The sequence below is a fragment of the Macrococcus animalis genome, assembly GCF_047425875.1.
Lineage (GTDB): Bacteria > Bacillota > Bacilli > Staphylococcales > Staphylococcaceae > Macrococcoides > Macrococcoides animalis.
Genome location: NZ_CP179727.1, coordinates 1,336,632 through 1,351,810, shown reverse-complemented (window position 1 = coordinate 1,351,810; position 15,179 = coordinate 1,336,632). Strand labels below are relative to the sequence as shown.

The 15,179-nt window shown below is 35.9% G+C and carries 14 protein-coding genes; all 14 read right to left on the bottom strand.

From position 1 onward, the window contains the following. Entirely contained in the window at positions 1-357 is a 357-nt protein-coding gene (gene folB / locus ACMGE9_RS07035; protein WP_414042114.1) for a dihydroneopterin aldolase, read from the bottom strand. Next, positions 350-1,138, bottom strand: coding sequence for a dihydropteroate synthase (folP, locus tag ACMGE9_RS07030; RefSeq protein ID WP_414042113.1), 789 nt, complete (start codon positions 1,136-1,138; stop codon positions 350-352). The genes folB and folP overlap by 8 nt, the downstream gene beginning before the upstream one ends. 96 nt (positions 1,139-1,234) lie before the next feature. Next, the gene (gene cysK / locus ACMGE9_RS07025; protein WP_414042112.1) at positions 1,235-2,167 is read right to left on the bottom strand and encodes a cysteine synthase A; all 933 of its coding nucleotides are present in this window, start codon (positions 2,165-2,167) and stop codon (positions 1,235-1,237) included. Between the two features lie 88 nt (positions 2,168-2,255). After that, the gene (gene hslO, locus ACMGE9_RS07020; protein WP_414042111.1) at positions 2,256-3,128 is read right to left on the bottom strand and encodes an Hsp33 family molecular chaperone HslO; all 873 of its coding nucleotides are present in this window, start codon (positions 3,126-3,128) and stop codon (positions 2,256-2,258) included. 100 nt (positions 3,129-3,228) lie between these two features. Then, positions 3,229-5,304, bottom strand: a complete 2,076-nt coding sequence (ftsH, locus tag ACMGE9_RS07015; RefSeq protein ID WP_414042110.1) for an ATP-dependent zinc metalloprotease FtsH — start codon at positions 5,302-5,304, stop codon at positions 3,229-3,231. A 124-nt stretch (positions 5,305-5,428) separates the two neighbouring features. Next, the gene (hpt, locus tag ACMGE9_RS07010) at positions 5,429-5,968 is read right to left on the bottom strand and encodes a hypoxanthine phosphoribosyltransferase (RefSeq protein ID WP_414042109.1); all 540 of its coding nucleotides are present in this window, start codon (positions 5,966-5,968) and stop codon (positions 5,429-5,431) included. A 3-nt stretch (positions 5,969-5,971) separates the two neighbouring features. Then, positions 5,972-7,195: a tRNA lysidine(34) synthetase TilS gene (gene tilS / locus ACMGE9_RS07005; protein WP_414042108.1), complete on the bottom strand. Its 1,224-nt coding sequence runs from the start codon at positions 7,193-7,195 to the stop codon at positions 5,972-5,974. Positions 7,196-7,266: 71 nt separating this feature from the next. Then, on the bottom strand, positions 7,267-7,653 hold the full coding sequence (locus ACMGE9_RS07000) for a S1 domain-containing RNA-binding protein (protein WP_099577289.1): 387 nt from the start codon (positions 7,651-7,653) through the stop codon (positions 7,267-7,269). Positions 7,654-7,756: 103 nt separating this feature from the next. Further along, on the bottom strand, positions 7,757-8,140 hold the full coding sequence (locus tag ACMGE9_RS06995) for an FtsB family cell division protein (RefSeq protein ID WP_414042107.1): 384 nt from the start codon (positions 8,138-8,140) through the stop codon (positions 7,757-7,759). 11 nt (positions 8,141-8,151) lie between these two features. Next, a complete protein-coding gene (locus ACMGE9_RS06990; protein ID WP_414042106.1) occupies positions 8,152-8,421 on the bottom strand; it encodes an RNA-binding S4 domain-containing protein in 270 nt (89 codons plus the stop codon). Then, the gene (locus ACMGE9_RS06985; protein ID WP_414042105.1) at positions 8,408-9,577 is read right to left on the bottom strand and encodes a MazG family protein; all 1,170 of its coding nucleotides are present in this window, start codon (positions 9,575-9,577) and stop codon (positions 8,408-8,410) included. Before ACMGE9_RS06985 ends, ACMGE9_RS06990 begins: the two co-directional genes overlap by 14 nt. A gap of 4 nt (positions 9,578-9,581) precedes the next feature. Then, a complete protein-coding gene (locus tag ACMGE9_RS06980) occupies positions 9,582-11,087 on the bottom strand; it encodes a polysaccharide biosynthesis protein (RefSeq protein WP_414044465.1) in 1,506 nt (501 codons plus the stop codon). Beyond that, on the bottom strand, positions 11,077-14,574 hold the full coding sequence (gene mfd / locus ACMGE9_RS06975) for a transcription-repair coupling factor (RefSeq protein ID WP_414042104.1): 3,498 nt from the start codon (positions 14,572-14,574) through the stop codon (positions 11,077-11,079). The genes ACMGE9_RS06980 and mfd overlap by 11 nt, the downstream gene beginning before the upstream one ends. Then, on the bottom strand, positions 14,571-15,140 hold the full coding sequence (gene pth / locus ACMGE9_RS06970; protein ID WP_414042103.1) for an aminoacyl-tRNA hydrolase: 570 nt from the start codon (positions 15,138-15,140) through the stop codon (positions 14,571-14,573). The genes mfd and pth overlap by 4 nt, the downstream gene beginning before the upstream one ends. Between the last annotated feature and the right edge of the window lie 39 nt (positions 15,141-15,179).

Below are 15,179 nucleotides of genomic sequence, written 5' to 3'. Positions count from 1 at the left end.
CTACCTCGTTCTATGAATCATAATACCCACACCATCGTATACACCCGGTATTGGTGGATTCATTTTTGTAATCTTGACTTTTAAGGCCATTATCTGATTATAGTGACTGAAGAGTATTTTTGCAATACGTTCAGCTACATGTTCTAATAATTTTGATTGTATTGCCATTTCAGCCTTAATGTCATCATAAACTGAACCGTAATTCACAGTATGCTCGAGCTCGTCCGTTTCTCCGGCTTGCTTTAAATCAACATCCAACTCTATATCTACTACAAATATTTGTCCAATTTGATTTTCCGCTTCAAATACACCATGGTACGCATAAAATTGCATTCCATTTAAAAATATTTTATCCATTGGCTTCTCCTTTTAATTGGTCCATAACTTTTGCAAAACGGGCATTCATTAATACATTGTGTACGCGAACTCCATCGACACCTGCATTTATTCCAATTGCTGTTGTTGCAAGTGTCCCCTCATCACGTTCTTCTGGTAAAGTTTCTCCACCTAACAACTCTTTCACCATACGTTTACGACTCGTCGCAAGTAGCACTTTATAATTTAGCACAACTAATTCTTCTAAGCGTTGCATAACTTCAACTTCTTGCGTTCGCGACTTTACAAAACCGATTCCTGGGTCAATCCAAATACTGTCATGCGGTATACCTACAGCTTTAGCACATTCTGCTTGCGTACATAAATCCGTTACCATGTGTTCCATTACATCACCTTGAATTTCAGCATTAGCATTATGCATTAATATTATTTCAGCATTATATTTTTTAACGACATTAAAAATATTCGAATCATACTTACCTGCCCATTGATCATTAATAATGTGTGCTCCATTCGCTAGTGCCGCCTCTGCGACTTCACTTCTAAACGTATCTACAGAAATACGTGCATCTACATCTTTAATTGCCTGCAGAACTGGCACAATACGCTCCATTTCTTCTTCTATTGAAATTTCACTGTATCCTGGACGTGTTGAATATCCACCAATGTCAATAATATGTGCACCTTGTGCAATCATTTCATGTACACGTGCAACTGCATTATCAAGTGTATCGTATTTTCCACCATCAGAAAATGAATCTGGCGTCACATTTAAAATTCCCATTATTAAAGTTTGTTTCATCGATTTTACCTCCACAGTATATTCGATTCATTATAACAAAATTACAGTAATAAAAATAAGACCAGGACTTGAAGTCCCGGTCCTTAATCCTTAAATTTAGTCTTGTAAGTTTGCAAATAATGGTGTAGATAAGTAACGCTCACCATTACTTGGTAAAATTGCCACTATATTTTTACCACTACCTAATTCAACAGCTTTATCAATTGCTGCTTTTATAGCTGCACCAGATGAAATACCTGCTAGAATACCTTCTTCACATGCTACTAAGCGACTCGTTTCCATTGCTTCATCATTAGTAATCTGCGCAATACTTGTATAAATATCTGTATTCAAAGTTTTAGGCACGAAACCTGCACCAATACCTTGTATTTTATGTGGACCTGGTTGTCCACCACTTAATACAGAAGAATCTGTCGGTTCCACAGCAATAATTTCGATGTTAGAATTATGTTCTTTTAATACAGCACCTGCTCCAGATAATGTACCGCCTGTACCAACTCCTGAAATGAATGCATCAATTGATAAACCTTCCATTGCTTTTATGATTTCTGGTCCAGTCGTTAGTTTATGCACTTCAGGATTAGACATATTCTCGAATTGTTGCGGCATAAAGTAACCATGCTCATCTTTTAATTGGTTTGCTTTCTCAATCGCACCTTTCATACCTTCAGCACCTGGCGTTAATACTAATGATGCTCCGTACGCTTTTAATAAAGTTCGACGTTCTTGACTCATCGTATCTGGCATAACTAAAGTTGCTTTATATCCCTTTGCAGCTGCAACCATTGCTAAACCGATACCTGTGTTACCCGAAGTCGGTTCTACAATATTGTCTCCTGGTTTTATGATTCCTTCTTTTTCTGCTGTTTCAATCATCGCTAATGCGATTCTGTCTTTTACTGAACTACCTGGGTTTTGATATTCTAATTTAACGTAAACATCCGCAGCACCTTTTGGTACTATATTGTTTAACTTCACTAATGGTGTGTTCCCTATTAAATCTGTAACGCGTTCTACTCTTATTGACATATCATTTTCCTCCGAATTGTAAAATTATTCTTACTCTTTTTATCGGGATAAGTATAACAAACTTAGCTCTCAAATAAAAATAATTAGTTTAGGCGATAATGTCACGCAATTCATCAGGCGTAAAGTTATATTTCTCACGACAGAAGTGACACTCTACTTCTGCGCCACCATCTTCTTTAATCATCGATTCTACTTCAGCTTCACCTAATCCTTTAATTGCAGTTAAGAACTTCTCTTTTCCACAGTTACATTTAAATTCAATAGGCATCGAATCAATAATACGAATATTATCTTCTCCTAAAATCTCTTCTAAAATTTGTTCCGGTGACAAACCTTTATTAATTAAATTAGAAATCGGCTCCATGTCGTTAATACGTTTTTCTAAAAAAGAAATCGTTTCTTCACTTGCAAATGGAAGCAATTGAATAATAAAACCTCCTGCCGCTTGTGTTTTCTCCTCAGGTGTACATAATACGCCTAAGCCAACAGCTGCTGGTACTTGTTCGCTTGTAGCAAAATAATATGCGAAGTCTTCTGCGATTTCACCGTTATGAATTTCCGTTGATCCCGTAAAGTAATCACGCATTCCAATATCTTTAACAACATTTATATAACCATTACGTCCAACGGCTTCACCAACATCCATTTTTCCTGGACGAATTGACTCAACTTGTACATGTGGATTTTGAACGTAGCCACGGACCTTCCCTTTGGCATTCGCATCAACTACGATTTGCCCCAAAGGACCTCCACCATTAATAGTGATTGTTAATTTTTCCTCATTTTTAAGCATTGCACCCATCATTGTACCAACTGTTAATGTACGACCAAGAGCTGCAGTACCTACGCGCCATGTGTCATGCTTTTCACGTGCTGTTTCTACTAAATTCGTTGTACGTACACTAAACGCACGCACTTCGTCATTAAATGCTAATGCTCTCACTAAGTAATCTTTTGACATTATTTTTCTCCTTTTAAAAAGAGGCGGAAAAGAAGCAACGCTTCATTCCAACCTCATTATTAACGGCAGATTCGGATAGTTCCTCATCAACCTTATTATATTAAAACTTATCTTTATCTAATTTATCCACATTTGGTGCTGCTTCAGGCTTTGAATCTTCAACTGGTGCATCAGGATTTTCTAATTGTTCCTTCACTTCTTCATAAGAAGAACCTGCATCATTTGAATCTTCATCATCTACATCTTTAACTGTAACACGTGAATCATCTGCGTTATCTGCAACCACTTCTTTTTCTTTCATGTGGTATAAATGTGAATCATCATAACTCACTTCTGGTAATGTACCATCAACGAATAAACTGTTGATTTGATTTGCTACTAAAGTTTCCTCAGTTAATAATGTCTTTGCAATTAAATCAAGCTTGTCTTGATGTTTAAGAAGAATTTCTTTACATCTTGCATAGCTCTCTTTAATAATTCGTTGAACTTCTAAATCAATTTCATATGCGATTTGATCTGAATAATTTGGTTCGTGACCCATGTCACGTCCTAAGAATACCTCACCTTGGGTGTGACCAAATTGTAGAGGCCCAAGTTTATCACTCATACCATATTCAGTGACCATCTTACGTGCGATACCTGTTGCACGCTGGAAGTCGTTGTGAGCGCCAGTCGAAACTTCACCGAAAGTTATTTCTTCAGCCACACGTCCACCTAATAATCCAACAATCTTATCTAATAATTCAGGTTTTGTCATGAAGTAACGATCTTGTTTCGGTAACATCATTGCATAACCACCAGCTTGTCCACGTGGCACAATTGTAACTTTATGTACCATTTCTGCTTCATCTAACACACAACCGATAATTGTGTGCCCTGCTTCGTGCCATGCAACGATATTTCTTTCTTTATCAGAAATAACACGTGATTTCTTCGCCGGACCTGCAATAACACGATCTGTCGCCTCATCAATATCACGCATATCAATCTTTGTCTTACCTTGACGTGCAGCTACTAAGGCTGCTTCGTTTAATAAATTCTCTAAATCCGCACCACTGAAACCAGGTGTACGTTGACTTAATGCTTTTAAATCAACTGTTTCATCAAGTGGCTTGTTACGAGAATGCACTTTAAGTACAGCCTCACGACCTTTAACATCAGGTGCCCCTACTTGAATTTGACGGTCAAATCGACCCGGACGAAGTAACGCTGGATCTAAAATATCCGGTCTATTTGTTGCTGCAATCATAATAATACCTTCGTTTTCTCCGAATCCATCCATCTCAACAAGTAATTGGTTTAGCGTTTGCTCACGCTCATCGTGACCACCACCAACACCAGCACCACGTTGACGTCCAACTGCATCAATTTCATCGATAAAAATGATACAAGGTGCATTTTTCTTGGCGTTCTCGAATAAATCACGTACACGACTGGCACCGACGCCGACGAACATTTCTACGAAGTCAGAACCACTGATTGAGAAGAACGGTACACCCGCTTCTCCTGCAACGGCACGTGCAATTAACGTTTTACCTGTACCTGGAGGTCCTACTAAAAGAACTCCTTTAGGTATACGCGCACCCATTTTAATAAATTTACGATTATCTTTTAAGAAATCTACAATTTCAATTAACTCGGCTTTTTCTTCATCCGCTCCGGCTACATCATTAAATCGAACTTTTTTCTTTTTATCATCATAAAGTTTTGCTTTAGATTTACCAAAGTTCATAACACGGCCGCCACCGCCACCGCCTTGTGACTGAGATAGGAAGAAAATAAAGACAAATGCTAACAATAATAATGGAATTAACGTACTTAGCATACCTAAAAATACATTTTCTTTATCAGCTGGCTTTATATCAAACTTCAAATCACCTTCTTGCTCTTCGGCAATTTTAGTAATTTTCTCTAAATCATTTTGGTTGTTATACATCAGTACTGAAGTAAATGTTTCATTTGGCTCAGCACCTTTTAATTTCCCCTTGACTAAATATACATCTTGTCCAGGTTGGATAGTCATTTCTTCAATCTTACCTTTTTCCAACTGTGACATGAGTTTCGTGTATGTCATCTGTTTTGGCATCGAACCTGTGCCATTTATCATTGAAAACACACCGAATAAGACGATACCTATTAGTGTAACCATCAATATACTACGAAAGGCTTTTTGCATTCACGTTGTCCTCCTACCTATTTGTAAAGCTAACAAAAATTTTAACACACTAAATGATATTCAATCTACTAATTGAACTCAAACATTTTTCACAAATTTTATTTTATTTGAGTACGATAATTCACTATTTAGTATAAACTTCTTCTTTTAATAAACCAATGTACGGTAAGTTACGATATTTTTCTTGGTAATCTAATCCATACCCGACAACAAAATCATCCGGAATCTTTTCACCCACATATTTTGCTTCAATATCGACCTTACGACGCATCGGTTTATCTAATAATGTAACAATTTCAATTGATTTCGCTTTACGATATTTTAATAAATCCACTATCGCATTTAACGTAGTACCCGTTTCTAAGATATCTTCGATAATAATGATATCACGTCCTTCTACTGATACGTCTAAATCCTTTAAGATTTTAACTTCTCCAGTTGATTCAGTCCCACCATGATATGAAGATACATCCATGAATTCAATTTCTAAATGCGTATCAATATGTTTGATCAAGTCTGCCATAAATAAAATTGACCCTTTTAAAATACCGATACATAAAGGTAACTTACCTTCATAGTCTTTAGTAATTTCTTGCCCTAAACGCTCACATGAAGCTTCAATTTGTTCTTTCGTTAATACAATACTCTCAATATCGTTATGCATTGTTTAATTCTCCTTTGTAATAATAATATCTTTATTGAATGGATGATGATTATATTTATAATTTCCAACGGCAATGACTTGCTTTCCAACACAAACGAGTGGTATTTTCGATCGTTCATAGATTGGTACTTTAAAATCCTTCATTATACGAGAAATTTTTTGATGACCGCCATTTATTTCTATGACATCACCATCTTTTCTAGTGCGTATCGTGATGGGTTCAAAAACATACTTTACATCTATAACATAGTCATTAAAATAATATTTCCCGGGTAAAGTTACTTCTATATACTCATCAATCTTTTCATTTTTATTTCGTACTATCAATTTATCATAAGCAATTTGAATATGCCAACCTGGAGTTACTTCAAATGATGCATGCGTAGCATCACTTTGTGACACACGTATTATTTCTTCAATCAATTTATGGCTCACCGAATAAACATGCGCATACTTTTGTATAAGTAATACAATAACTCGCTCGGCAACTAGTCGATTTTCACGTGTAAGCGCGACACGCGATACTACATTTGATTCAATAGCTGTATTAAATATTGACACACGTTCCATCACAAGTGCGTCCGCATCACGCATATAATCTGCTAAGTGTAATAAGTTGTATTTATTCAATGAAGACTGTTCTAACACAGTAAATACATTATTGCGAATAAAATTGCGTAAATATTTATTCTCCAAATTCGATTCATCTGTCATAAATGGTACATTATGTACTTTAGCGTAGTCTATTAAGTCACTTTTACTTTCATCTAAAAGTGGTCGCACTATTTTATAACTATCTCTATAATCCACTGATAATATATCTATCGGTTGGTAATGATAGCGATTTGTTAAAAGTCGAAACAAAATTGTTTCTGTTTGGTCGTCTAGATGATGCGCTGTAAGTAAATAATTGATGCCGCGTTCATGTATCACTGTTTCAAAAAATTGATACCTCACGACACGTGCTTCATTTTGAATACTTTTGGTGAGGTCAAAATAACCTTTAGGAATAGTATGTACAACCAATTCAATATTATGTTCATTACAGTAATTAGTAATCATCGTCAATTCTTCTACAGAAGCATCTCGCAATTGATGGTTTACGTGCAAGACATAAAGTTTATTGTAACACCCAGTTCGCCTCACTTTATCTAACAACACCATGCTATCAATACCACCAGATACAGCAATAGCGATGGTGTCCGTTCTATTCCAAAGTATATTCAACCTCATAACCTCCTTAACAAAAGAAGAGCATAGGGATTACCCCTAGCTCTTGATTTATATGACACACGTTATTAACGTTTAGATCCTCTACCGCCACGACGTGACTCTGTTTGACGTTTAATTGAAGTTAGTCGATCTTCACTGTCTTTTAAGAAATTAGATAATTTCTTTTCAAAGTCTTCTGGTTTTTTCTCGACTTTTGGTGGTGCTGGCTTTCTTGGACGCTCTTTTGCTTTCTTAATAGAAAGACTAATTTTACCGTCATCGCCAATCGTTAATACTTTAACTTCTACTTCGTCGCCAACTTTTAAGTGTTCAGCAATGTTTTCAACATAACTATCTGCTACTTCACTAATGTGAACTAATCCACTCTTGCCTTCAGGTAACTCAACGAATGCACCGAAATTTTTAATGCCTGTAACTTTACCTTTTAATTTGTTTCCAACTTCAATTGCCATAAGCTTAATAAATCCTCCCGATATAATTCTTCATAATATATCATTATATGCTTGATTCCCTCATTTTACAACTTGATAAATCTAATTATCTGCGAACTCTGACTTATTCTGTTAAGTCTTTCTTTTTATCTTTTTCAGGAATCTTAAAAATAACTTCCCCATCATTGCTTAAGAAATATTCACTGCGCGCAATTTTTTCGATGTATTCTTTACTATTCAATTGTTTCAACCGCTCTTTTAATGCGATTTCTTTATCTTTTAATTTCTCTAATTCTACAGCTTGACTCGCTTGTTCTTGTTTAAGTTCTCTATTCGTATTCATTTGAAATAAGAGTAACACTGTTAAAAATAAAAGAATAGCCAGTAAAATACCGCCAAATACCGCCATACGCTTCCTTACAATATTACTGCTTTTAATATTAACGCGGTGTTTTTTGGCTTGCTCCTTCGTGTACTCATTTTCAATTGTACGTATTTTTTTAGCCATGCGATACACCTCTAATCAAAAAGCTGTTCGATTTTTTCTTCTTTTTTTACTTCAAACATACCTTTAGCGTTGTCTTTTGTTGCATGTTCTTTTAAGTCCGTTACAACCACTGTAATAATTCGTTGTCCTAGTCTGATTTCTAACTCATCTTCTACTGCCACAGTACTTGATGCTTTTGCGACATTGCCATTAATCTTAATTCTTCCTTGATCACTTACTTCTTTTGCTAATGTTCGACGTTTAATTAAGCGTGACACCTTTAAATATTTATCGAGTCTCATTCATTTCACCTACTATTTCTTTCAAAGCATCTTCTAAAGGCATACTTTGAGATTTATTCAAATCATATATCTTTAAGCAAATATCTGCAAAAATTTTCTCTTGCTTTACTGTTCTTTCTGCTTTGCCTTCTTTTGCTTTCGCATCATTCCATACTGTATGCAGTTCTTCAACGGTTGAAATAGATTCATCTCCAAACACATGCGGATGACGACGAATCATCTTATCTGTTATACTCTTCACCACTTCACGCGTATCAAATAGATAATCTTTCTTCGCAATGGCTGCATGAAACACCACTTGCAATAAAATGTCACCTAATTCTTCAATCATATGGTCAATATCATCGTTATCAATTGCCTCAAATAATTCATATGATTCTTCTATTAAATAACGCTTCAAACTTTGATGCGTTTGCGCTTTATCCCATGGACAACCGTTTTCACCGACTAAGGTATCCATCACTTCTGTGAAATATTCAAATTCACCAGAGAGATTATCTTCACTTAATGGCGGAACGAATAACGACGTCAAATTTGATAATGCAAAGTCATGATCCATTTCGTGTAACGCGTGCCAACTGACATCTGCATTTTCTCCACGCGCACCAGTAACAATTGCTACTTTGTGTTCTGCAGGATAAATATCTAATAGCGATACTTTCACATCACTCGCGATTAATTGATCATACACTTGCGTAATAATTAAGCCGTTACGTGGATTAATTGACGCTTTGTTTAGCAATGTCCCATCAAGCATTTGGAAGCCATTGTTCGGATCAAACTGAACGGCTTGAAACAAGTCATCAATAAAGCTTTTGCCGCCCAAGATTTCCACTTCTAAATCTTTATCTGCCAGCAATAATTCTGTCGTTGATTCCGCTACCATCGGATGACCAGGGACAGCATAAATAATGTCTTCTGTCTCTGATAATTTTTTCAAACGACTGACAATCTCTTCATACACATTACTGAAGCTATCGTTTGCTTCATATACTTCATCAAAGCTAATCCATTCTATTTCTTCTAAATCTTCAACAACTGGATGACTTAACGTTCTGACATATACTTTATCCGCTTTATTTAAGAAGCGATATATTCCAAAGGGCAATTCATCTAAACCGTAGTTCCCTAAACCGACTACTGTAATTTTATTCATCCAATCACTCTTTCATTAATTTATTCATCACACTACCCAAAGGTAAGTGTTGCCATTCGTCACGGGTAATGATTCTCCACTTAATCATAGCATAAACAACCACAATTCCTCCTACAATTACCCCTATCGATGCTACAACAAGTGCACTTATGCGTGAATTAAAATCAACGAACATGACACATTGCACTAACACGCTCATCACAACAAGTGTCATAATCCATTTCATTAAAAATGATGAAAACGCGATATCGTATCTACGCACGATGCCTGTATGTAAAACAAGCGCATACACTAAAAGGCCAACTACGGATGCCACAGCGGCACCTTTAATATCCATCATTTGAATGAGTACTAGATTTAAAACAATCTTTACCGTTAAACCGAGTCCAACACCCCAAAGTTGCACTTTATAATCTTCAAAGATTTGAAGCATTGCCGTGTACATTATGATAAGTGATACGAATATAATAGCCATCATATAAATAAATAATGCTTCATAACCTGTAATTGATTTAAACAAAAACATATTGAAAGGCTGGATTAAATTCATCAAACCAATCGCAGCTGCACTACTAAATACGACTGTAATTTTTAATGCACTATTCGCATAACTATTCATTTGCGACAAATTTCCTTTATGCTTACATTCTGATAGTAACGGAATCAGCACGAGTGAGAACGATGTCGTTACGATAAGTCCCATTTGAATTAATGAACCCCCACGATCATAAATCCCTTTAAGTTCTCGCGCTTCATCTAACGACATAATATTTTTAAGTTGATTAATGACTGTAAAACTATCGACAAGCTGCCATAAAATCATAATTAAATAACTCAAACTATAAAACAAAATTAAAGTTATAAAATTACGATACGACCCTGCATTATTTCCTCGGTAATGTAATGGATTACGCTTATTGCTCCAAACTAAATACAAACATGCACCAAGTAATCCTGCAAATGAACCAAATATACTAATCGCACCGCTTTGATATACCGATAAATCTAACCAAACAAACAAACCGATTGAAATTAATATGATCGCAACACGCAAAACTTGATCTATAACTTGTGAATAAGCAATCTGTTTCATTGCATGATTGAGTTGTAACTTCCCTCGAATCATGGCAACTGTTGGGAAAGGTAATAGTACAAGACTCGATACGCGCAACATCGTACTGAGCAATGGATCACCCATCAACCCTGCGACAATATCACTGAAAATTAACACTAATAGCAAAACAACTATACTTATCCAAGTAATATTTTTATACAATTGCTTTAAAAAAGCATTTTCATAGTGCGACTGACTGATTACTGATGGAATGGCATTCAAGGATAACACTGAAACGATTGCAATAATCGGATACACTTGTTGATAGGCATAAAGACCCGTATCACCTAATATATTTTGATACGGCACTCTGTAAATGGCACTTAATATTTTTACAATCAGCATCGTAATTGTCAGCACAATCACACTATTAAACGCAGGACTTTTATTCTCCATCAATCTCGATTCCCTCTTGAATTTGACGCGAAAGTTGCACTAAATTACTCAACCAGTTGGCACTTTTCTTTAGCGTAAATGTCATTTTATTATCTTTATATTCTATCTTCAAGTCACGACCGAAGTCTTCAGTCGCTTTAAATAAACGTTCACCATTAATCTTGTTCGTCGTCGCAATACTTGATTCTAATACAATTGTCTTACCTGTATCTCTGACATTCACGATACCAAATGCTAAAGCATTTACTCGAATTTCAACAATCTTCATAAGTTGATTAACCGCTTCCGGATATTCACCATATCGGTCGGTCATTTCATCTTGAATATCCATCAATTCTGTTTCGGTTGTCACACTACGTAACTTTTTATAGAATTCAATCTTTGCTTGTTCTTCGCGAATATAATCTGCAGGAATATATGCATCGACTTCAATATCAATTTCAAGTTGTGGGACATCTTCCTCTTGTATAATCCCACGCTTTTCATTCACTGCCTGTTGTAGCATTTCAGAATATAAGTCATATCCTACTGAATCTATAAAGCCGTGTTGCTGACGACCGAGTAAATTCCCAGCACCTCGAATATTTAAATCACGCATCGCAATCTTAAATCCTGAACCGAGTTCAGTAAATTCTTTTATCGCTTGCAGACGTTGCTCTGCTACTTCAGTTAAGACTTTGTTTGGAGCATGTAAGAAGTACGCATAACTAATACGGTTACTACGTCCAACACGTCCACGTAATTGATATAACTGACTTAATCCGAAACGATCAGCGCCTTCAATAATTAGTGTATTTGCATTCGGTACATCTACACCCGTTTCAATAATTGTCGTCGTCACTAAAATGTCGTACTCACCATTAATAAATCCAAGCATCGTCTCTTCTAGTTCTCGTTCACCGAGTTGACCATGCGCTACTGCAATACGTGCATCCGGCATCATCATTTCTAATTGTTCTGCTTTCTGATAAATACTTGCCACGCGGTTGTATAAATAGAATACTTGACCATTACGCGACAATTCACGCTCCATTGCTTCTTTAATAAAGTTGTGTTGGTACTCTAATACATAAGTCTGTACGGGAAATCTGTTTTCTGGCGGTGTTTCAATCACCGATAAGTCACGTACGCCAAGTAAGCTCATGTGTAATGTTCTTGGAATCGGTGTCGCAGTAAGAGTTAATACATCAACATTTGTTTTTAGTGCTTTAATTTTCTCTTTGTGGGTTACACCAAAACGCTGTTCTTCATCGACAATTAATAAACCTAAATCTTTATATACAATATCTTTACTCAGTAATTTATGTGTCCCAACAACGATATCAACAAACCCTGACTTTAATCCTTTTTTCGTTTCATCGACTTCTTTCTTTGATCTAAAACGACTCATCATTTGAATTTCAACCGGATAATCTTGCATACGTTCAATAAGTGTCTCGTAATGTTGTTGCGCGAGTATCGTTGTCGGTACTAAGAATGCGACTTGTTTTCCGTCATGTACTGCTTTGAATGCTGCACGTACAGCAACTTCAGTTTTACCATAACCGACATCTCCACAAAGCAAGCGGTCCATTGGTTTACGTTTTTCCATGTCTTGCTTAATTTCAATTAAACTTTGGACTTGGTCAGCTGTTGGTTCATAAGGGAAATCCATTTCAAATGTTTCTTGCGCTTCAGTGTCAGGTCCGAATTGATATCCTTCAACACGCTCTCGTTCTTGATACAACTTTAATAACTCTTCGGCGATATCTTCAACACTTTGTTGTACACGTGCTTTCGTCTTCTTCCATTCTGTGCCGCCAAGCTTATTCAACTTAGGTTCTTTGTCTTCAGATCCGACGAATTTTTGTACATAATTCATTTGATCTACTGGCACAAACAGTTGATCTGTTCCTTTATACTGAATCTTTATATAATCTTTGTGCAACTTATTCACTAACAGTGTTTCAACGCCCATATAACGTCCAACACCGTGGTGAATATGAACAATATAGTCTCCTACATTTAGTTCTTGATATGATTTAATTTTCTCAGCATTCGATAACTTTTTCGTACGTTTCGGCTTTTCTTTGCGTAATTTAAATAACTCACGTTCTGTTACAACAACGAGTTTCATAAACGGCAACTCGAAACCTTCCGATAAGTCTCCTTCTACAATTGTATTTACGCCGCCTTTACTCTCACGTACATCAAATGTCACAGGTAACTTCATATCTGTTAGCATCGATTTAATCTTATCTTTTCGCGTACCATTACTTGCAAGTACAACAACATTAAAGTCATGCTTTCTAAAGCGATCAAACTCCGATAACATCAAATCATATTGACCATAAAACTGTTGTAGTGGCTTGCATGAAAATTTAAAGATATTATTAATTTTTACTGGCATTGATGCTGTAAACAACGTTACATAGGCAATCTTAAAATGATTCATTAAAGATTCAAAACTATCCTCTTTAATAAACGATTGCCCTACAAAACCACGTCCTGATTCGATCAATGATTGTTGAAATTCACTTGTTTCACGAACACTCGATTCAATTGCTTCATTTACTCGATTAATCTCGTCAACGATAACAATCGCATCTTTATTAAAGTAATCAACGATTGTTGTTTCTTCTCGATAGGCAAACTTTACAACACGTCGCAAAATATTATGATTTAATAACTCACCCATATTAACTTTGAATGTTTGATACGTATCGCGTAAATCATCACGAACGTTTGTAGCAATTTTTTCACGTGTTGTCTCAAAAGCAGCAGCTAAATTCCCTTCAAGAAAACTAATATCTTCACTTGTAAAAATAAATTCACTCGCAGTAGAAATTTCTACTTCTTCTATATTATTTAATGAACGTTGGCTATCCACATCAAAATAACGAATGGCATCTACTTCTGTATCAAATAATTCAATACGTACAGGTTCGCCAATCATTGGATAGATATCTATCAATCCACCACGTACCGAAAATTGACCGAGTGTTGTTACACGCTCACTCTTTTGGTAACCCATATCGACTAAATCTTGTTGCAACTTGATTAAATCAATATCTTCACCCAACTTTACTTCTCGATAATAATCGGTAAATACTTCTTTACGGCTGATTAACTTTTGTAACCCGTTAATCGGTACAAGAAATAGCCCATCTTGGCCATTCGCCAAGTGGGTTAACGTACGTATACGTTCTCGCATTAAGTCCGGACTTTTCGTTGAGAACTCTTCAATCATAATATCTTGTACAGGAAATTTAAACAACTCATCTTCATCAATTAACTGTGCTAAATCATTTTCTAGCTTTTCAGCTTGGAACAAGTTACTCGTGACAACAATCATTTGCTTTTTATGTTTTAAGTAACTCTCAGCTAAGATAACAGCTTTCGCACTCGGATTTAAACCTGTCACTAAAATGTTTTCTTTACCTAAACTACCATTTAGTTCATTAAATCGCTCATCGTTATTCAATAATTGATCTATAATTTGTCTCATACATCACCATTATATTGATTCATAACATTCTCGAACTTCTCTCCACCAATAAATGTTTCAAGAGCTTCGATTGTATGATCAATCACCTTATGCATTGTTATCATCTCGTCATCACTAAACTTTTGTAACACATAATCAACGACCGGCTTACGCCCTTCTGGACGTCCGATACCTACACGAATACGTTTAAATTCTTGTGTCCCCAAATGTTGTATAATTGAGCGCATTCCGTTCTGTCCACCCGCTGAACCTTTCTGACGGATGCGAATACGACCTTGTGGCATATCTAAATCATCATATATGACAACTAAATCTTCTACTTCGACTTTATAATAATCCATTAATGGGCGCACCGCCTCACCCGATAAATTCATATAGGTCATCGGTTCAATGAATAATACTTTCTCACCGTTAATTGTCGCAACAGTGTAGTTACCTTTAAATTTCTGTTTATCTAGTTCAATGTTATGCTTTTTTATTAGTTCATCAACGACCATAAAGCCGATGTTATGTCTTGTATTTTCATATTTCTTACCGATATTACCTAAACCTACAATACATTTCATTATTATTTCCTCCGAATCATCATTATCCCTATTATAATA